This is a genomic window from Bradyrhizobium sp. SRS-191 (assembly GCF_024586915.1).
Taxonomy (GTDB): Bacteria; Pseudomonadota; Alphaproteobacteria; order Rhizobiales; family Xanthobacteraceae; genus Bradyrhizobium.
This window is the reverse complement of the sequence record NZ_JANBVS010000001.1, coordinates 750,949-769,707: the sequence shown is the minus strand read 5'-3', so window position 1 is coordinate 769,707 and position 18,759 is coordinate 750,949. Positions and strand designations below refer to the sequence as shown.

At 66.9% G+C, this 18,759-nt stretch carries 16 protein-coding genes; 5 read left to right on the top strand and 11 right to left on the bottom strand.

The window, feature by feature from the left end:
- The first annotated feature begins 42 nt into the window (after window positions 1-42).
- Both NLR35_RS03465 and NLR35_RS03460 read left to right on the top strand, forming a co-directional pair.
- A complete protein-coding gene (locus tag NLR35_RS03465) occupies window positions 43-2,058 on the top strand; it encodes a DEAD/DEAH box helicase (protein WP_257165141.1) in 2,016 nt (671 codons plus the stop codon).
- Window positions 2,059-2,116: 58 nt separating this feature from the next.
- Window positions 2,117-2,518: a DUF2177 family protein gene (locus NLR35_RS03460; RefSeq protein WP_257165140.1), complete on the top strand. Its 402-nt coding sequence runs from the start codon at window positions 2,117-2,119 to the stop codon at window positions 2,516-2,518.
- A gap of 60 nt (window positions 2,519-2,578) precedes the next feature.
- Here the strand turns inward: NLR35_RS03460 and NLR35_RS03455 are convergent, their stop codons facing one another.
- Window positions 2,579-3,238 carry a peroxiredoxin gene (locus NLR35_RS03455; RefSeq protein ID WP_257165139.1) on the bottom strand — a complete coding sequence of 220 codons (660 nt, stop codon included), beginning with the start codon at window positions 3,236-3,238 and terminating at the stop codon, window positions 2,579-2,581.
- 366 nt (window positions 3,239-3,604) lie between these two features.
- Between NLR35_RS03455 and NLR35_RS03450 the strand changes: the two genes are divergently transcribed.
- Both NLR35_RS03450 and NLR35_RS03445 read left to right on the top strand, forming a co-directional pair.
- Complete coding sequence (locus tag NLR35_RS03450) at window positions 3,605-4,168, top strand: hypothetical protein (protein WP_257165138.1); 564 nt, start codon at window positions 3,605-3,607, stop codon at window positions 4,166-4,168.
- Window positions 4,169-4,327: 159 nt separating this feature from the next.
- Window positions 4,328-5,452 (top strand): S1C family serine protease, encoded by a 1,125-nt coding sequence (locus tag NLR35_RS03445; RefSeq protein WP_257165137.1) that lies wholly within the window; start codon window positions 4,328-4,330, stop codon window positions 5,450-5,452.
- Between the two features lie 207 nt (window positions 5,453-5,659).
- Here NLR35_RS03445 and NLR35_RS03440 read toward each other — a convergent pair whose 3' ends face one another.
- Window positions 5,660-7,513: an alkaline phosphatase family protein gene (locus tag NLR35_RS03440; RefSeq protein ID WP_257165136.1), complete on the bottom strand. Its 1,854-nt coding sequence runs from the start codon at window positions 7,511-7,513 to the stop codon at window positions 5,660-5,662.
- A 202-nt stretch (window positions 7,514-7,715) separates the two neighbouring features.
- Here NLR35_RS03440 and NLR35_RS03435 point away from each other — a divergent pair, with 202 nt between their 5' ends.
- Entirely contained in the window at window positions 7,716-8,210 is a 495-nt protein-coding gene (locus NLR35_RS03435; protein WP_257165135.1) for a ferritin-like domain-containing protein, read from the top strand.
- 12 nt (window positions 8,211-8,222) lie between these two features.
- Here the strand turns inward: NLR35_RS03435 and NLR35_RS03430 are convergent, their stop codons facing one another.
- The 9 genes from NLR35_RS03430 to NLR35_RS03390 form a co-directional block, all read right to left on the bottom strand.
- Entirely contained in the window at window positions 8,223-9,476 is a 1,254-nt protein-coding gene (locus NLR35_RS03430; protein WP_257165134.1) for an arsenic transporter, read from the bottom strand.
- A 21-nt stretch (window positions 9,477-9,497) separates the two neighbouring features.
- A complete protein-coding gene (locus NLR35_RS03425; RefSeq protein WP_257165133.1) occupies window positions 9,498-10,772 on the bottom strand; it encodes an MFS transporter in 1,275 nt (424 codons plus the stop codon).
- Between the two features lie 43 nt (window positions 10,773-10,815).
- Window positions 10,816-11,496, bottom strand: coding sequence for a hypothetical protein (locus NLR35_RS03420; protein ID WP_257165132.1), 681 nt, complete (start codon window positions 11,494-11,496; stop codon window positions 10,816-10,818).
- A gap of 158 nt (window positions 11,497-11,654) precedes the next feature.
- Window positions 11,655-12,353 (bottom strand): OB-fold nucleic acid binding domain-containing protein, encoded by a 699-nt coding sequence (locus NLR35_RS03415; RefSeq protein WP_257165236.1) that lies wholly within the window; start codon window positions 12,351-12,353, stop codon window positions 11,655-11,657.
- Window positions 12,354-12,467: 114 nt separating this feature from the next.
- On the bottom strand, window positions 12,468-13,823 hold the full coding sequence (locus NLR35_RS03410) for a sigma-54 dependent transcriptional regulator (RefSeq protein ID WP_257165131.1): 1,356 nt from the start codon (window positions 13,821-13,823) through the stop codon (window positions 12,468-12,470).
- Complete coding sequence (locus tag NLR35_RS03405) at window positions 13,808-15,256, bottom strand: HAMP domain-containing sensor histidine kinase (protein ID WP_257165130.1); 1,449 nt, start codon at window positions 15,254-15,256, stop codon at window positions 13,808-13,810. The genes NLR35_RS03410 and NLR35_RS03405 overlap by 16 nt, the downstream gene beginning before the upstream one ends.
- A 134-nt stretch (window positions 15,257-15,390) precedes the next feature.
- Window positions 15,391-15,804, bottom strand: a complete 414-nt coding sequence (locus NLR35_RS03400) for a helix-turn-helix domain-containing protein (protein ID WP_257165129.1) — start codon at window positions 15,802-15,804, stop codon at window positions 15,391-15,393.
- 1 nt (window position 15,805) lies between these two features.
- A complete protein-coding gene (locus NLR35_RS03395) occupies window positions 15,806-16,057 on the bottom strand; it encodes a plasmid stabilization protein (RefSeq protein WP_257165128.1) in 252 nt (83 codons plus the stop codon).
- Between the two features lie 69 nt (window positions 16,058-16,126).
- Complete coding sequence (locus NLR35_RS03390; protein ID WP_257165127.1) at window positions 16,127-18,595, bottom strand: PAS domain S-box protein; 2,469 nt, start codon at window positions 18,593-18,595, stop codon at window positions 16,127-16,129.
- Window positions 18,596-18,759 lie beyond the last annotated feature (164 nt).

The window sequence follows — 18,759 nt, the reverse complement described above, 5'->3', positions numbered from 1 at the left end:
ATGGCGTAAAGCAGCCGGACTCGAAACGAGGTTTTCCCCCACTTGTCCTTTCCCGTGACTTCTCCGCCGCTGGCCCGCGCGCTGGCCGAACGCAACTATGAAACGCCCACGCCCGTTCAGCTCGCCGTGCTGGCGGACGAGGCGGTCGATCGCGACCTTCTGGTTTCCGCCCAGACCGGCTCCGGCAAGACGGTGGCCTATGGGCTCGCCATGGCCGCCGATCTGCTCGGCGAGGCCGAGCGGTTCGGGGTGGCCGCGGCGCCGCTGGCGTTGATCGTGGCGCCGACGCGCGAGCTGGCGCTCCAGGTGCAGCGCGAACTGGCCTGGCTTTACCAGCATGCCGGCGCGCGCGTCGTGTCCTGCGTCGGCGGCATGGACCCGCGGCGCGAGCAGCGCGAACTGGAGGCGGGGGCGCATATCGTCGTCGGCACGCCCGGGCGCCTGTGCGATCATCTGCGCCGCAGCCGGCTCGACATTTCGGAGCTGAAGGCCCTGGTGCTCGACGAGGCCGACGAGATGCTCAATCTCGGCTTTCGCGAGGATCTGGAGTTCATCCTCGAGACCACGCCCGAGACACGGCGGACGCTGCTGTTCTCGGCGACCTTCCCGCGCGGCATCGTGGCCCTGGCCAAGGAGTATCAGAACGACGCGTTCCGGATCGAGGTCGAGGGCGACGAGGGCGGCCACGCCGACATCGAGTATCGCGCCATCCGCATCGCGCCGGGCGATGCCGAGCATGCGGTGGTCAACCTGCTGCGCTTCTATGAATCGCCGAGCGCGATCGTGTTCTGCAACACCCGCGAGGCGGTCCGGCACCTCCAGGCGGCGCTGCTGGAGCGCGGCTTCTCGGTGGTGGCGCTGTCGGGCGAATTGACCCAGAACGAGCGCACCATGGCGCTGCAGTCGCTGCGCGACGGCCGCTCGCGCGTCTGCGTCGCGACCGACGTCGCCGCGCGCGGCATCGACCTCGCCAATCTCGACCTCGTGATTCATGCCGAGCTGCCGAACGATCCCGAGGTGATGCAGCATCGCTCGGGGCGCACCGGGCGGGCCGGGCGCAAGGGCGTCAGCGTGCTGCTGGTGCCGCCGGCGCGAAGGCGCCGCGCCGAGATGCTGCTGAGCCTCGCCGGTGTCGAGGCCGTCTGGGGCACGGCGCCGCAGGCGGACGAGATCCGCAAGCTCGACCAGCAGCGCATGCTGGACGATTCGATCTTCACCGAGGAGACGACGGCGGACGATCTGGCGCTCGCGCAGATCCTGCTCGCGCAGCGGCCGGCCGAGGACATCGCCGCCGCGCTGGCGCGGCTCTATCGCGCCCGGCTGCCGTCGCCGGAAGACATCCTCGATGCCGTCGAGGATCGCGGCCGCGGGCGTCCCGAGCGGGGGCGCGACACCGTGGCGCGGAGTGGTCGCGAGACGGTCGCGCGTGGCGATGATCGCGCGCCTGCGCCGCGCACCAAGGGCGGAAAGCCGTCGCGCCACGGCATGGGCGAGCCCAGCGTCTGGTTCCGCGCGGCGATCGGTCGCCGCAAGAACGCGGAGGCGCGCTGGCTGCTGCCGATGATCTGCCGCCGCGGCGGCATCGACAAGCAGGACATCGGCGCCATCAAGATCTCGGACACCACGACCGAGTTCGAGATCGCCGCGCGCGTCGCCGACAGCTTCGCCGCCAACATCCGTCGTCCCGACAAGGAAGACACGATCCGGATCGAGCCGCTCGCAGCAGCGCCAACGGAGCAGGGCGCCCCGGATAAGCCGCGATCGGACAAGCCGCGTCCCGACAAGCGGCCGCCGCGCCGCGACGCCGAGCCGCGGCGCAAGGCCGAGGAGACCGCGTATCATCCGCTGCATCGTGATGAGCCGCGCCGTGACACGGATGCGCCACCGCGCCGCAAGTCGCACCATGATGCTCCGCCGAAGTCCGGCCACGCGCAGGCCTTCACGAAGAAAAAGCAGCATGGCGACAAGTCCAGCCGCGGCGGACAGTCGTTTCCTTCGCATAGCCCACGGTCGAAGGCGCCGGGTGGCAAGAAGCCCAAGACCAAACGCCGCGGCTGATCGCACCGGTCGTTTCGAAACGTCGGTCGGTGCGTGAACCGCGAAAGAGGAGCCGTCCTTGAGCCGCTACGCCGTCCTGTATTTCGCAACCTTGGCCGTGCTGCTCGGCTTCGACATCCCGTTCCTGAGCATCCTCGCCAAGGGCTTCTTCCAGTCGCAGGTCGGCGAGATGCTCGGCGAGATCCGCCCCGTGCCGGCGGTGCTGTTCTATCTGCTCTACGTCGTGGGCGTGCTGATCTTCGTCAACGGCACGGCCGATGCGAACTGGCGCTCGACCTTGCTGTACGGCGCGCTGTTCGGCCTGTTCTGCTACGCCACCTTCGAGCTGACGTCGCTCGCGATGCTCAAGCAGTGGACTTGGGCGGTCGTCGCGCTCGACATCAGCTGGGGCGTGTTCGTGACCGCGGCCTCCGCGACGCTCGGCCTCTTGATCGCGGACTGGGTCACGCCTCGGGGCTGAGATGGTCCGTAGTCCCGGGCTGCACGCTGAGAGCCCGGGATCGGAAACTAACGCTTAAGATTACTTCGGCTGCGGCACCACGCGCAGATACGGCTTCGGCGCCTTCCAGCCGTCCGGGTAGATCGTCTTGGCCTCGTCGTCGGACACCGAGCCGGCGATGATCACGTCCTCGCCCTGCTTCCAGTCGGCGGGGGTGGCAACGCGGTGCTTGGCGGTCAGCTGCAGCGAGTCGATGACGCGGAGAATTTCCTGGAAGTTGCGGCCCGTGGTCATCGGATAGACCAGGATCAGCTTGATCTTCTTGTCCGGGCCGATGATGAACACGTTGCGGACGGTCAGATTGTCGGCGGCCGTGCGCTTGGCCGGATCGCCGGAGATGGCGGCGGGCAGCATGTCGTAGAGCTTGGAGACGTTGTAGTCGGTGTCGCCGATCATCGGGTAGTTCGGCGCCGCACCCTGCGTCTCGCGGATGTCCTCCGACCATTGCGCGTGCTTGTCGACCGGATCGACCGACAGGCCCATCAGCTTGACGCCGCGCTTGTCGAACTCCGGCTTCAGCCGGGCGAGCGCGCCGAGCTCGGTGGTGCAGACCGGGGTGAAATCCTTCGGGTGCGAGAACAGCAGCGCCCAGCTGTCGCCGATCCAATCGTGGAATATGATCCTGCCTTCGGTGGTCTCAGCCTCGAAGTCGGGCGCGGTGGAGCCGATTTGAAGAGCCATGATGTCCTCACGTGAAGAATTGAAGGGGCGGCATAAATTGTTCTCTCGACTATAGGAAATACCTCCCGACATGGGAACCGTTCCAGGAAAAAGAGAACATCGTTCTCCTGCAGCTCAAGCGCGCAACAACTTCTTTTGAGTTCCGCCCCTGCGGTGAAACATCCGTGAGACTACCGTCTGCCCAGATTTCGCCACGTCTCGGTCGCAACACGCCGCCCCTCGCCGCGAGCTGCTTTGAACCGTGATCCGGGTCACTGCGGCAAAAGGGCAACCGATACAAAAACCCACAGCAGCGTTTCGAACCGTTAACCACTCGTTCAGACGCCGGCCGACAAGGTGGGTCAACACAGCAACTGAGAAGAGAACATGGCTACCTCTGCACCAAAAACCATCGATGGTCTCGAACCGTCCTGTTGTGACACCGCCGCATCCGCGCTCGGCATCGTGCGCGACGGCGTGATCACCGGCGAGGGTCCGACCACCGCAGGACGCGTGCATTTCTCCCGCATGCTCGACGCCGAGGACGCCGCCTGGTGCGCGCGCATCCTCACGGCGACCGCGATCAACGACACGCCTGTCAGCCGCGCCGAGGCCGAGGCGCTGTTCGAGATCGACGCCGCCGCGACCGAGCGCAAGGACGACGGCCGCTTCGAGGATCTGCTCGCCAAGGCGATCGCGCATCACACGGCTTCGGCGTCCGGCCTGCCGGTGCCGCCGCGCAACGTGGCGCTGTCGCCGGAGACGGCGATCGAGAGCTGGGCGCCGATGAACGCGCGCGGCGTGCGCACCGATGCGCTGGAGTGGGTCGCCAAGCGGATGCGCGGCAAGCACCACGGGAACCGCGTGCTGCGCGCCATGGTGGCCACGCTGGTCGGCGTGAGCGTGCTGCCGCTGGCGCAGCTGCCGTCGATGATCGACATCGGGATGTAAGGCGGAGCGAGCCTTCAGAGGATTCGAGAGCGCGATGACCTCATCGCGCTCTTTTCTTTTGTCGCGCCATCGCGTTGCGTCCCGAAGCTCGGCCTCTTGATGAAGCGCGCTCGCCGGTGAATAGATCGGCCGCATGAGAGCGAGCACGGAGATGTCGAGATGAGCCGATGGAGCTTTGCCGCGCGCCTGGTTGCGGTCGCGGCGACGGCGCTGCTGCTCATGATGGCCTGGCAGAGCTTTCCGCTGATCCAGGCCGAACTGCTCGGCCTGCGCGCAAAACCCCGCGACATCACGCCGCGCGGTGATCTCGCCGCCGACGAGAAAAGCACGATCGCGCTGTTCGAGAGCCGCAGCGGCTCGGTGGTGTTCATCACGACCGTTCAACAATCCGTCAATCCGTGGACGGGCAATGCGCAGCAGGAGCGGTCGGGCACGGGCTCGGGATTCGTGTGGGACGAGCTTGGCCACGTCGTCACCAACTATCACGTCATCGAGGGCGCCACCGAGGCACTGGTCAGCCTGACCGACGGCCGCTCGTTCCGTGCGGCCCTGGTCGGCGCCAGCCCCGAGAACGATCTCGCAGTGCTGGTGATCGGGGTCGGCGTCGACCGGCCGAAGCCGCTGCCGGTCGGCACCAGCGCCGACCTCAAGGTCGGGCAGAAGGTGTTCGCGATCGGCAATCCGTTCGGCCTCAGCAGCACGCTGACCACCGGCATCGTCTCCGCGCTCAACCGCAACCTCCAGGTCACGCAGGAGCGGACCTTGAACGGGCTGATCCAGACCGATGCCGCGATCAATCCCGGCAATTCCGGCGGCCCGCTGCTCGACAGCGCCGGACGGCTGATCGGGGTCAACACCGCGATCTACAGCCCGTCCGGCGCCTCCGCCGGCATCGGGTTCGCGGTGCCGGTCGACAAGGTCAACCGCATCGTGCCGCGGCTGATCGCGAGCGGCCGTTATGTCAGCCCGAGCCTGGGGATCAGGACGGATGCCAAGGCCAATGAGGCGCTGGCCTCGCGGCTCGGCGTCGCTGGGGTGTTCGTGCTCGATGTGGAGCAGGACTCCGCGGCGGAGAAGGCCGGGCTGATCCCGGCGCGGCTGACACGGGACGGCGGCTTCGCGCTCGGGGACGTGGTGCTGGCGATCGATGGCCAGGCGGTGGGTTCGCCTGATGACATGACGCGCGCGCTGGAAGCCAAGACTCCCGGCGACCGCGTCGTGCTGCGCGTGCTCCGCAATGGGAAGACGGTCGAGGTTAAGGTGACGCTCGACGTGGCCCGGTGAGGTGGTCGTGAGGTCGCTGGATGTTTCCACGGCGTCATTGCGAGCGCAGCGAAGCAATCCAGGGCTGCGCGCGCGACTCTGGATTGCTTCGCTACGCTCGCAATGACGTGGAGAGAGCTGTGCTTCTCATTGGGAAATGACACGCGGGATGAGGTCCCCGGGTTCGCTTCCGCTCGCCCGGGGGAGATATGCATTCGCCTGATCTGACTACTTCGCCGCCGCCTTCTGCTTTGGCGCCTCGTCGTCCAGCCCCACGGTGCGGCCGGGGAAACCGGCGGCGTCGAAGTAGCGCTGGCTGCCGACGCGCTGCAGCTTCAGGACGGTGCGCAGGCCGCCGGCCGGGTCGGACTTGATGACATCGGTCGTGGCCTTCGGCGTCGCGCCGTTCGGCATCGCCTCCGTCATGACGCGACCGACGAGCTTGCCCTTCGGCGAGACCTTGAGGTCGAGCAGTTTTGCCGCGGTGATGCCGACATCGGCGTTGCTGACGGGCAGGGGATCGACGAAGCCCGCCTTGAAGTCGGGACCGATGGCGGCCATGAAGTTGTAGGTGTCGCCGCGGCTGAACGAGCCGTGCATGCCCTGGCCCTGGCGCAGCACGGTATCGGCGACCTCGACCGAACAGTTGCTCGGCACGTCGCAGCCAGGAGCGACATAGGAGCGGAAGTTGACGACGATCGCCGGATGCGGCGTCACCGCCTTGCCGTCGAGATTGACGACCGACAGCGGCAGGGTGCCCGGGATCTCGCCGAGCTTGTCGTCGACGAAGATGCCGGAGACGTAGTCCTGCTCGAGCAGCGCCTTGACGGTGCGGCGGGCCAGCTTCTTGTCGCTGTTCGGCAGATAGATCAGGTCGGAGCCGCCATTGGTGGCGACGACGAGATCGGGCTTGGTCGGATCCTTGCCGAGCACGCCGTTGCCGGCCTTCGGATGCTTGCCCGCCGGCACGGCCGCATTCTTGTCGTTGGGATCGAACAGCGGCAGGTCGAGCGCCTTGGCGAGGTCGAGCGCCAGGAAGCCCATCGGCAGGAAGTCCTTCGGCGTATCGTCATAGCTGACCTTGGCTGACGGCGAGGTCTTGCTCTCCTTGGAGATGGTCGAGAAGCCGTGGTCGGCCTGCACCATGATGTTGGTCGAGGCGGCCAGCCCGAGATCGTCGAGCGCCTTGCGCAGTGCGGCGAGATTGTCGTCGGCGTTCTTGATGCCGGCCATCGAGGTCGGACCGTTGATGCCCGGCGTGATGGTGTTGAGGCTGTCGCCGTGATTGTGCTGGCTGCCGTCAGGATCGCGTGACCAGAACACCAGCACGAACGGCTTGTTGCGGGCCTTGAACATCGGCAGCACCACTTTGGTGACGACATCGGCCATGTAGGCCTGCTGGGCGACATTGGCCGAGGTCGTGCCCGGCGTCTTGGCGTCACCCGCCTTGCCGTTGTCGCCGCGCGACGGCGTCGCGGTCGGCAGGCCGGCCTTGGTCAGGGCATCCTTGAACTCATCAGTGATCGGCACGCCGGCCTTGTTGCCGGTGGAATCGTCGATCACGATCGAGGAGGTCGCGCCGGGCTTGCAGGGGCAGCCGGTGTGGTCGAACAGGTAGGTCGGGCCGAGCTTGCCGATCGCGGCCGTGGAATAGCCGGCCTTGCGGGCGAGCTTCAGGATCGTGTCCTCGTTGAGATAGTCGCCGTTGAAATGCTCGTCGATGTCGCCGAGCACGGCGTCGTTCTCGATGAAGGGCACGACGGTGTCGCCGGCCGGCACCGAGGTGTAGCCGGTGAAGATGGTGTTCGAGAACGTGCCGGTATCGCCGAGATAGTGCCCGGTCGCCATGGCCGAGCCGTTGGCCATGGTGAAGGTCGGAAACAGCGAGTGCGAGTTCTTGAAGTTGACGCCCTTGTCGCGGACGGCGGCCATGGCCGGCGCCGTTTCTGGCGTCACCTTCGCCGCGCGCAGGCCGTCGGGAATGAAGAGAATGAGGTTACGGGGCGTGGCGTTCTGCGCAAATGCGGCACTGGACGACAAAAGGGTCAGTCCGGCGCACAGCAGCACGAGCGGGCGGCGCATTGAAAACTCCTGAAAGCAATCGGCGGAATCGCGGCGTCTCGCCGCAGGCAAGAGCTTTAGTTTTGCCGGGTGACGGTTTTGTTACAAGGGGCAAGGTGGGGAGGGCGGCCTGCTCGGGACAGGATTTTCGTCCGGCGGTAGTCGAAGGCAGGAACCAGGGTGTGGCTTTCCGGTTGTCGGGTCACAACACAGGGAGCACACCATGGCTGCAGACAAAGACCTCAACGAACTCTTCCTCGATACCCTCAAGGACATCTACTACGCCGAGAAGCAGATCCTGAAGACCCTGCCGAAGATGGCCAAGGCCGCCCAGTCGGACAAGCTGCAGGCCGCCTTCCTCAAGCACCAGGACGAGACCGAAGGTCAGATCGAGCGTCTCGAGCAGATCTTCGAGCTGATCGGCAAGCCGGCCCGCGGCAAGAAGTGCGATGCGATCGAGGGCATCATCGACGAGGGCAAGGAGATCATGGACGAGTACAAGGGCACGCAGGCGCTCGACGCCGGTCTGCTTGCCGCAGCGCAGGCGGTCGAGCACTATGAGATGTCCCGCTATGGGACCCTGAAGGCGTGGGCCCTCAAGCTCAATCTGCCGAAGGCGGCCAAGCTGCTCGATCAGACCTTGAACGAAGAGCGGAAGACGGACGAGAGCCTGAGCAAGATCGCCGAGACCGCGGTGAACTACGAAGCCGCCGCCTGATCCAACGGCTTTCTACCACAATGCCGCCGCCAGCGCTGCCACCAGCGCTGGCGGCGTCACGATGAGCCCGATCTTGAGAAACTGCCAAGCGGACACCTCGATCTTCTCGCGCCGCAGGGCCGTGAGCCAGAGGATCGTGGCGAGCGAGCCGGTGACCGACATGTTCGGGCCGAGATCGACCCCGATCAGGATCGCCCGGATGACCTCGTGGGGCAGGTGATCGCTGGCCGCGACCGATCCCGCGACGAGGCCCACCGGGAGATTGTTGGCGATGTTGTCCGCCACCGCCGTGATCAGGCCAGCGGCCCAGGCCGTGCCGGCGGGTGATTGGCTGACGCCCTGATGCAGCCAGGCGCTGAGCTGGCCGATCGCGCCGAGGCGGCTCAAGCCTTCCACCATCACGAACAGGCCGCCGACCAGCGGCAGCACACCCCAGGACACGCCCTTGAGGGGCGGCCATGGCGACTGCCGGCTGACCAGCAGGATCGCGGCCGCCGTGATCACGCCGCAGACGAAGGTCGGCAGGCCCAGCTGCACGTCGAGCGCGGAAGCGGTCAGCAGCACGGCCGCGATCGCAATGATGCCGACGGCGGCGAGCCGGCCTTCGCGGCTGAGATGCGGCTTGTCGACATCGGTGCGCAACTGCTCGTCGCGCAAGGCGCGGCGTTGGGTCAGCCACAGCGCGACATAGGTCAGCGCGACGGCCGCGATCGAGGGCAAAGTGAACTGGCGCAGCCATTCGGTCAGATGCGGCATGCGCTCGCCGAACACGACGAGATTGGCCGGGTTGGAGATCGGCAGCACGAAGCTCGCCGCATTGGCGATGAAGGCGCAGACGTAGAGATAGGGCAGCGGCGAGGCGCCGGCGGCGCGGGTCGCGGCATAGACGGCCGGCGTCAGCACGATCGCGGTGGCGTCGTTCGAGAGCAGCACGGTGACCAGCGTGCCGACCGCGTAGACCAGCAGGAACAAGAGCTGCGGCGACCCGCGCGCATGCTCCACCGCATAGGCCGCGAGATAGTCGAACAGGCCCTCGCGGCGGGCGAGTTCGGCGATCAGCATCATGCCGATCAGGAACAGATAGACGTCGACACCCTTGCGGATGCCGGCGAGTGCATCCGTCATAGGCAGCAGGCCGAGCGCGACGAGCAGGACCGCGCCGGCCACCGCCCAGATCGCTTCGGGCAGCCGGAAGGGACGGATGATGACGCCGGCCGTGGCGGTGATGATGATGGCGTAGGCGAGCCAAGTGGTGTGTGCAAACATGATCGGGATCGTTAGAGCAAATCATTCGGCGGGGATAGCGGGCGCGGTGGCCGCGTCCAGATGTGCGGCCTCCGCTCCACCGGTTTCCGGCAGCAGAAGCCAGCACACGATCACGGCGACGGCCGCCGTTGCGCCGAGCACCAGGAACGCGGCGCTATAGCCGCCATGGACGACGACGAGGCCGGCCATCGCGGTGGAGAGCGCAGCGCCGATGCTCTGCGCGGTGATGACCGCGCCCTGAGCGACATTGAAGCGGCCTGTGCCTCGCATCAAATCGGCGACGATCACCGGCATGATCGCGCCGAAGATGCCGGCACCGACGCCGTCTAGCAGTTGCACGGCAACCAGCCAGGCCTTGTCGTCGGACAGCGTGTAGAGCACCGCGCGCAGCGGCAGGATCAGCAGCGCCGCGAGGAAGAAGCGCTTGTGGCCCCAGCGGTCGGCGCGGGCGCCGACGAGCAGCGCCATCGGCACCATCACGAGCTGCGCCGCGGCGATGCAGGCCGACATCAGGCTGGTGCCGAGATTCTTGTCCTGCAACGCCAGCTTCTGGCCGACCAGCGGCAGCATAGCCGCGTTGGCCAAGTGAAACAGCGCGACGCAGACCGCGAAAATGAGGAGCGGGCGGCAGGTGAAGAGGATGCCGAGCCCGGACGGTTGCTCGCCTTGAGCGGTCGCAGCGCCTTCCTTCTCATGGGACAGGCCGCGCGCCGCGTCGTGATCGATGGCGCGCTCGGGAATGGCGAGCACGCTGATGAGGCTGCCAGCAGAGGTGACTGCCATCAGGTAGAACACGGCTGACGGCCCCAACACGTAGGCGGCAGCGCCGGCGATAACGGCGCCGACCGCGTTGCCGGCATGGTTGAAGGTCTCGTTGCGTCCGACACGAGCGGTGAATGCCCTGGCGCCGACGATGCCGAGCGACACCGCCGCGATGGCCGGGGCGAAGATCACCCCGGCCGCATTGGCGATGCTCTGCGAGATCGCGACCGGCCAGAAGCTCGACATCAGCGGCAGCGCCAGAGACGCCGCTGTGACGATGATCGCGGCCGCGATCATGATCATGCGCTTGGCCCTGGTCGCATCGACTAGCGCGCCGGCCGGCGTCTGGGCGACGATGCCGGCGATCGTCGCCAGGGACATCACCACGCCGATCGAGGCCTCGTCCCATTTCTGCTCGGTCAGCAGGTAGATCGCGAGATAGGGACCGAGGCCGTCGCGCACGTCGGCCAGGAAGAAATTGGCAGCGTCGAGCGCGCGGCCCGCGCGGCGCGTGGTGATCTCATCCTGGGACATTGCTGGCGGCCTCGGTTCAGTTGGCTATCGTGAGCACGCGCAATCACGCGTGGGCGTCATCGTGCTCGGGTCCATGCTTGTGCTTCGGGCCGTGCTTCGACTCGTGTTTGGGTCCATGTTTGGGTCCGTGCTTCGGGCCATGCTCATGCTTGGGGCCTGGCTTGGCGTGCTTGATCGGCGCCAGGGACTTCAGGCTCGCGCCGGCCTCCCGGGCATGGATCACCCGGCCGAAGCGGGTCTCGATGCCGTCGCCACGCACGGCCAGCGTGGCCCGGGGCGCGAGCAGTTCTGCAACGTCCCCGGCCTCCTTCGGACCAATCCGTACGACGGTGCCGTCAGTGAGCAGGGCGCCGCGCAGCTCGCCCTTCGGTCCGAACAGCGACAGCCGCACCGTTCCCTCGGCGTCCATCTTGCGAGGATCGTGCTTGGGATGCTCGCGGTCGTCGTCAGGTCCGTGATCGACGACCTCCTTGCCGTTCGCGCCGGTGACCGCGACCGCGGCGAGCAGTTCGGCCCCACGCGGCCTGACCGCGCGCACGTGGACCGTTTCGCCCGGCTTGATGTGACGCGTCAGCTCCGCCTCCATGTGCGGCGGCGTGTGGACCAGCGCGTCGCTGTCGCCGGCGCGCATGACGAAGCCGTCGACCTCGCCGTGGGGATTGAGCACGAAGCGCTCGAGAACGCCGGTCACGACCGGCAGGCTGTTGGGGTCGATCCAATGCATGTTTGTCTCCTTCATCTGTGAGTTCGAAATCCAGGGAAGGCAGCTGCCACTTGCGGCAGCTGCTGATTGATCGCGCCTGTGGCCGTCCTTCGAGACGCACGCCCGCGGCCTGCTCCTCAGGACGAGGCCCGGATCCGTGCGGCCTCAAAGGGACCGCCTCAGCCGCGCGGCGGGGGCGGCGGCGGAGGGCCAAGCCGATCGGGCCCGCCCTTCGGACCGCGCGGCGGCCGCGGGCCTTCGATCTCGGTCAGTTGATCCGGCGAGGTGCCGATCGCCCTGACGTCGACGAGCTTGCCGAGTGCGGTCTCCAGCAGGTCGCCGCGGACGGAGATCGTCTGTCCCACGCGCAAGGTGTCGGCGAGACGCTCCGCCTCGGGCGGCGGCAGCCGCAGCTCGGTGCCGTCGTCGAGCACCGCGCCGTTGACCTCGCCGCGCTTGCCGTGCAGCAGCGTGGCGATGCGTCCGCTGATCGTCTGATCGGCGCCGCGCCGGCCCGGGCCCTCAGGCGGACCGTTGTCGACCACGCTCTTGCCGGTCGCGATGTTGGTGACCTGGCTGGCATCGACCAGCGGCAGTGCGCGGGCGCGCAGGCCGCGCACCGAGACGCCGTCACCCGGCTTGATCGTGAACACGATTTGCGCGGTCAGATGCGGCGGCAGCTTCACCTCGGTGCCGTCATTGAGGATCAGCCCGTCGACGTCGCCGCGCGGCGTCAGCGTGTACTGCTTGACGATGCCGCGCGTCTCCGGCAGCTGCGACGCATCCCATGTTGCGTCGGGTGGGGAGAGCGGGGCCTGGGCGTAGGCTGTGCCGATGCCTGCGGCGGCCAGCGCGAGCACGGTCACGATCGGCGTCATCTTTCGCGTCATCCTGAAACTCCTTGTCGAGGTTGGCGACGCGAATGGTTTCGCAACGGCCATGCCAGTTGCAGAATGGCCGGAAATCAATGGGTTGCATGGGGAGGCGAGGGACTAGGCGTCATCTTTCCCGACGGCGCGCGTCAGATTTCCTGACGCTTCCTCAGCCAACCCGTAGCGCTGCATCTTGGTGTAGAGCAGCTGCCGGTTGATGTTGAGCCGCCGCGCCGCCTCGGTGCGATTGCCGCCGCAGTCCGCGAGCGCACGCCGGATCATGCGCTCCTCCAGTCGCGCGACCGCAGTCGGCAGATCGGCTGCCGAATCGATGTCCTCAGTCACGGGGGCCGTGGTGATGTCGATGTCCTCGGCACCGATCAAGCCACCGCGGGTCAGCACGCAGGCGCGCTCGATCGCGTTACGCAGCTCGCGGACATTGCCGGGCCAGGGCGCATGAACGAGCTTGTCGCCGGCCGCTTCACTCAGTTGTGGCCGCGAGCGGCCGTCGGAGGCCTGCGCGAGAAAGTGGTTGACGAGCGGCAGGATGTCCTCCGCACGCTCGCGCAGCGGCGGGAGCTCGATCGGGATCACGTTCAGCCGATAATAGAGGTCCTCGCGGAAGGCGCCGCTCGCCACCTGCCTCGCGAGATCGCGATGCGTCGCAGCGACGACGCGTGCCGCGACCTTCACCGGTTTGCCGCCGACCGGCGTGATGATGCGCTCCTGAAGCGCGCGCAGGATCTTGGCCTGCATTGCGAGCGGCATGTCGCCGATCTCGTCGAGGAAGAGTGTCCCCGCGCCGGCATCGCGAAAGGCGCCGGAGCGATCCGACGTGGCGCCGGTGAAGGAGCCCTTTACATGACCGAACAATTCGCTTTCGAGCAGGTCCTGCGGGATGGCCGCGCAGTTCACGGCGATGAAGGGGCTGGTGCTGCGTCGGCTGTGAACATGCAGCGCACGCGCGACCAGCTCCTTGCCGGTGCCGGTCTCGCCGCGGATCAGCACCGTCGCCTCGGAATCGGCGGCAAGACCGATGGTCTTCTGCACCCGCCGCATCGCCTCGCTGGTGCCGATCAGGCCGCTGTCCTCGGCGCCGTCAGCGCTCTGCTGCGGCTTGCTGCGCGGTGGCAGCCGTTCGATCAGCTCGCGTAGCGCGTCGCGGCCGATCGGCTTGACCAGATGATCGAAGGCGCCGAGCCGCATCGCCTCGATGGTGTTTTCCGGACTCGCATAGGCCGTCAGCACGATGACCGGCGGCGCATCGCCATCGGCGCGGATTCGGCGCAACGTCTCGATGCCGTCGATCCCGGGCATGCGAAGGTCGAGCAGGATCGCATCGGTCGCTTGCGACACCATGCCGATCGCCTCGCGGCCCGAGGTCGCCGTGAGCGCGTCGTGACCGAGGTCGGTCAGCGTCTCGGCGAGCCCGTCGCGAAGTGCGGGGTCGTCGTCGACGATCAGGATGGTGGCCATGGCAGGGAAATCTCGAAGCTGGTGCCGGTGCTGATGGGAGCTAATCTGGCCTCGCCGCGGTGGGCGCGTGCGATCTCGCGTACGATGGCGAGGCCGAGCCCGGTGCCGTCGGCGCGGGTGCTGACGAAGGGTTCGAACAGTCGGTCCTTGATGCCGGCGTCGATGCCGGGGCCGTTATCGGTGACGCGGAACAGCAGGCGCCCGTCATCGATCTCGGCGGCCACAACGATCTCGCCGCCCTCGGGCGTATTCTGGATCGCGTTGAGGATCAAATTGTCGAGCGCCCTCTGTATCTGAGCAGGATCGAAGCAGGCGGCTTCAGTCGAGGAGGGGGCGAGTACGCGCAGTTGCATGCCACGACGCGCGGCCAGTTCGCGATGCGTCTCGATAGTCGCCTGCAGGAAGCCCGCGAGATCGACGGCGCGCGCGCTTGGCCGGCTCGCCTGGGTCATGGCCAGCAGATCGCGCAGCAGCGCGTCGAGCCGCGCGACCTGCTCCAGAATGGCCTCGAGCGCGCGCGCCTTGCGTGCGGGATCGGGGGAGGCGAGCGCATTCTCCGCCTTCAGGCGCATCGCGGCGATCGGGTTGCGGATCTCGTGCGCGAGGTTTGCCGAGAGACGGCCGACGGCGGCGAGCCGCTCCGCAGCGGTCGCGCGGTCGCGCTCCGCCGCGAGCCGGTGGCCGGCATCGTTGACGGCGTCGACCAGGCGGTCGAGCTCGCGCGCGCCGGTCCGTGGCAGCTGCGGCAGGTCTGCGGTTGCAGACGACGTGCCGAGCGCGGTCTCGATGATGGCGATGCGGCGCGACCACGAGGCCAGGATGAAGGCGAGCCAAATGGCCGAGCCGAGCAGAGTGAGTGCCAGCACCGAGAGACCCGTCAGCAGATGCGCGTAGGCTGGACCTTCGGTGGCGGCGGCCCGCGTCATCGTCCACGCGGTGACGTTTACCAGCGGGCCGCGCAACGGGCAGGCGTGGACGATCAGGGTCTGCGAGCGTCCGGCATTTTCCGTGGTCGCGGGACGGCTGTTGCGCTGGGCGTCGCCATTGACCTGCTGGATGACGCTCAGCTCCGCCGCGGGAAGATCAGTCTTGGGTCCGGTGCCTTCATAAGTGGGATAGGCATAAGCGAGCGAGCCGTGATCCGCCTGCCAGATGCCGCCCTCGACGCCGGGTGAGGCGGCCAAGGCGGACTGCACCACGGGGATGAGATCATGCTTGATGCGGTCATCGATCGGCGCGCCGCCCCAGCCCGAGACGAAGAACTGATAGCGATCGGCGATGTCGCGGCAGCCGCGCACCACGAGATCCTGCGCGCGCGTCACGCGAGCCTCGGACGATTGCTGAAACGACTCGACCAGGAGATAGGCGGTCGCCGCGCCGGAGACCGCCAGCATGAGCCAGAGCGCCGACAGCCGCGAGCGTAGGGAGCGCATCAAAGGGTCCGCACTGACGAGGGATGCGTAAAAATGCAGCGCGATGCGCCTGACGCCGATCGCTACATCTCATCTGCGGAACAAAACGCCTGGGCAGTGACATTGGTTCCCGTCACTGCGCGTCGTAACGGCTGTCAGATTTCCCGACGATCGTCACCGGTAAGCCAGGAGGCGTCGACATCGAGCGCCGCCGCAATCGCCTTCAGCGTCTCGTGAGTCCCGACCTTGCGGCGGGTTTCGAGATCGCTGATATAGCCCTGCGCAAGATGGGTCCGTTCCGCCAGCTCAGCTTGCGTGAGACCTTTCCAACGCCGCAGACTGCGGAGCAGACTGTCGCCAGACAGCATGGCGGCCGTGACTTCGGCGGGGAGCCGTGCATCGTCGCCATCGCGAAGGGCGGCCATGCGTTCATCAAAGATCGCGACGTCTTGGGCGTCCTCGAGTTGATCGGCAGCAGCCGCGATCAGCGCGTCGAACTCGGCGCGGGTCAGGACAATCAACTCCTCGCCGGACGGTGAGCGGATGGTTTGAGGGCGGATCGGAATCATCTCAGTTCCTCCCATAGGTCGTCGTCGAACGGCGGCCGATGTAGATCGCGAGAATGGTCGTGGCGTCCTCACCGAAGATGACGCGGTATGCGCCGATCCGGAGGCGATAGCCATCGCGACCGGACAGCTTCTTGACATCGCCCTGACCGGTCATGGCGTAGGCGTTAAGGCCCTCGGCGACCTGCTCTCGCGCACCCTGCGGGAGGGCATCGAGGTCCTTGGCGGCCGCATGGGTCAGGACGATCGTTTTCACCGACCTAGTATAGCTATATTTCACGGGGAATCGAGATAATATCTCTGCGGGTGAGATATTTTTAAGCGCTCACCGCGGCAGCGGCGCCTTCTCGGCCATCGCCTTGCGCAGGATGCGCGACAGCGATTCCACCGAATAGGGCTTCTTGATCAGCTCGAAGCCGTGATGTGCGTTCTCGGCCAGGACGTGGCTGTAGCCGGATGTCAGCACCACCGGCAGCCCGGGATAGCGGTCGCGGATGATGCCGGCGAGCTCGAGGCCGTTGATGCCGGGCATGATGACGTCGGAGAAGACGAGGTCGACTGCGAACTCGTTGTCGGCGAGGATGGCCAGCGCGTCCTGGCCGTTCGAGACGCGTCGCGTGACGTAGCCGAGATCCTCGAGCAACTCGGTCGAGAACTGGCCGACCTCGTCATTGTCCTCGACCACCAGCACGCGATAGCCGCGGCCGATCGTGGCGGGCTCGATCTTGGCGACGCCGGCGTCCACGCCGGATTGCGGCGCGGCGGCCTGCGGCAGGTAGATCGTGAAGGTCGCGCCATGGCCGAGCCGGCTCTCCACCGCGATGTCGCCTTCGGACTGCTTGGCGAAGCCGAACGCCTGGCTGAGGCCGAGCCCGGTGCCTTTGCCGACTTCCTTGGTGGTGAAGAACGGCTCGAAGATCGCATTGATGTTCTGCGGCGCGATGCCGCCGCCGGTGTCGGTGACCGAGATCGCGATGAAGGCGCCGGGGCGCGCGCTCTGTCCACGCAGCGACGGAATCTGGTCCGTCCGCTGCACGCCGATCGTCAGCCGACCTTCGCCGTTCATGGCGTCGCGCGCGTTCACCGCGAGATTGATCAGCGCGGTCTGGAATTGCGCGATATCGGCGAGCGTGAACAGCTTGACGTCGTCGATCACCGGTTCGATCTGGATGCGGCTGCCGACCAGCGGCCGGATCAGCTGCACCACGCTCTCGACCTGCTCGCCGACATTGAACACCTGCGGCGTCAGCGGCTGCCGCCGCGCGAAGGCCAGCAATTGCCCGGTCAGCTTGGAGGCGCGCTCGACCGTCTCGGAGATCGCGTCGACGTAGCGACGTCGGCGTTCTTCGGCGAGATCGCGGCGGCGCAGGAAGTCGGTCGCCGAGCGGATGATCGTGAGCAGATTGTTGAAGTCGTGCGCGACGCCGCCGGTGAGCTGGCCGACGGCCTCCATCTTCTGCGATTGCCGCAGCAGATCCTCGCCCTGGATGCGCTCCGTGATATCGACAGCCTCGGCGACCGCGCCCATGATGGCCTCGTGCTGATCGAACAGCGGCCGCATCGACAGCTCGAAATGCCGATCCATATCGGCAAATTCGAGCCGCACCTCGGTGCGGAAGCTGTCGCCGGCGAGCACGCGCGCAAACGCGGTGCGCAGCATCTCGCTCACACCCTTCGTGTAGGTGAACCACGGCGCGTCCCAGAGCGGCTGGCCGATGACATCGACACCGCCGGCGCGCATGCCCATCACAGCAATGCGGTTGGCATGGGTGATGCGGCCTTCGACGTCGAGAATGGCCTGATACTGATTGCTGGTGTCGAAGATGGCGCGCATGCGCGCCTCGTTGGCGGCGAGCTGCGCGGTGCGCTCGCGGATGCGCTCCTCGAGCGTCTCGTTGAGGCGGCGCAGCTCGATTTCGCCCTGCTTGGCCGCCGTCACGTCATGGGCGACGCCGATGAATCCGATGTGCCGGCCATCGGCGTCCCAGCGCGGCTGCGATTCCGAGCGCAGCCAGCGCCACTCGCCATCGGCACGGCGATAGCGCGCCTCCAGGAAGAACGGCTTCAGCGAGCATTCGCCGGATTGCTGCTGGCTGAGGACGCGCGCCAGATCTTCGGGGTGGAGCGCCTTGCGCCAGTCGAAGGCGAGCGCCTCCTCGTGCGACACACCGAGGAAGTCGACATAGGCGCGATTGACGAAGGAGCGGGTGCGGTCGAGCTTCGTGACCCAGATCGGCACCGGCGCGCTGTCGGCGATCAGCCGGAAGCGCTGCTCGCTCTCGCGCAGCTTGGCCTGCGCCTGCATCTGATCGGTCACGTCGATATGGGCACCGACCAGGCGGATGGCGCGGCCGTTCCAGTCGCGCTCGATGCGCGCGATGACGCGGATCCAGCGGGTCTCGCCATCGCTCGGCCGGATGATCCTGTATTCGGTGGTATAGTCCTCCTGCTTGCTCTTGACCGCGGCAATGAAGTCCTGCTCGGCCTTGGCGCGATCGTCGGGATGAACGCGCTTGACCCAGTCTTCGTGCGTTTCGTTGGCGGCCTCGGAGGGCAGGCCGTGAATGATCAGATATTCGGGCGAGCGGCGGTTGCGAAAGCCTTCGCGCAGATCGACCTCGACGCCGCCGACCCGGGCGATGCGCTGGATGCGCGCGAGCTCCGCTTCGCGCTCCTGCAGCGCCCGGTAGGCCTGATCGCGATCCCTGGCGATCTCCTCGATGTGCTGCCGCAGCTCGGCCGCGCCAGCGACTTCGGGGACGATTTCGTCTCGTGGCGCATCCGCGCTGCTCATGCTGACCTGCACCGGGAAAGCAAGGGGTCGCCGGACCATTTCACCTGACGTGTTCGGAAGCGTGGCGACATTGGGTTGAATGACAACAAATTGGCCAGCGATTGAGGCGGACGAACGCCCGCGCAATGAAAACGTTGAGGCAGATAAAAAGTTCCGCAGCCCCG

What these genes read in the sequence shown, in the direction of transcription:
- NLR35_RS03455 (WP_257165139.1), bottom strand. Translation starts at nt 3,238, where the DNA reads ATGGCTCTTCAAATCGGCTCCACCGCGCCCGACTTCGAGGCTGAGACC.
- NLR35_RS03450 (WP_257165138.1), top strand. Translation starts at nt 3,605, where the DNA reads ATGGCTACCTCTGCACCAAAAACCATCGATGGTCTCGAACCGTCCTGT.
- NLR35_RS03445 (WP_257165137.1), top strand. Translation starts at nt 4,328, where the DNA reads ATGAGCCGATGGAGCTTTGCCGCGCGCCTGGTTGCGGTCGCGGCGACG.
- NLR35_RS03440 (WP_257165136.1), bottom strand. Translation starts at nt 7,513, where the DNA reads ATGCGCCGCCCGCTCGTGCTGCTGTGCGCCGGACTGACCCTTTTGTCG.
- NLR35_RS03435 (WP_257165135.1), top strand. Translation starts at nt 7,716, where the DNA reads ATGGCTGCAGACAAAGACCTCAACGAACTCTTCCTCGATACCCTCAAG.
- NLR35_RS03430 (WP_257165134.1), bottom strand. Translation starts at nt 9,476, where the DNA reads ATGTTTGCACACACCACTTGGCTCGCCTACGCCATCATCATCACCGCC.
- NLR35_RS03425 (WP_257165133.1), bottom strand. Translation starts at nt 10,772, where the DNA reads ATGTCCCAGGATGAGATCACCACGCGCCGCGCGGGCCGCGCGCTCGAC.
- NLR35_RS03420 (WP_257165132.1), bottom strand. Translation starts at nt 11,496, where the DNA reads ATGCATTGGATCGACCCCAACAGCCTGCCGGTCGTGACCGGCGTTCTC.
- NLR35_RS03415 (WP_257165236.1), bottom strand. Translation starts at nt 12,353, where the DNA reads ATGACGCCGATCGTGACCGTGCTCGCGCTGGCCGCCGCAGGCATCGGC.
- NLR35_RS03410 (WP_257165131.1), bottom strand. Translation starts at nt 13,823, where the DNA reads ATGGCCACCATCCTGATCGTCGACGACGACCCCGCACTTCGCGACGGG.
- NLR35_RS03405 (WP_257165130.1), bottom strand. Translation starts at nt 15,256, where the DNA reads ATGCGCTCCCTACGCTCGCGGCTGTCGGCGCTCTGGCTCATGCTGGCG.
- NLR35_RS03400 (WP_257165129.1), bottom strand. Translation starts at nt 15,804, where the DNA reads ATGATTCCGATCCGCCCTCAAACCATCCGCTCACCGTCCGGCGAGGAG.
- NLR35_RS03390 (WP_257165127.1), bottom strand. Translation starts at nt 18,595, where the DNA reads ATGAGCAGCGCGGATGCGCCACGAGACGAAATCGTCCCCGAAGTCGCT.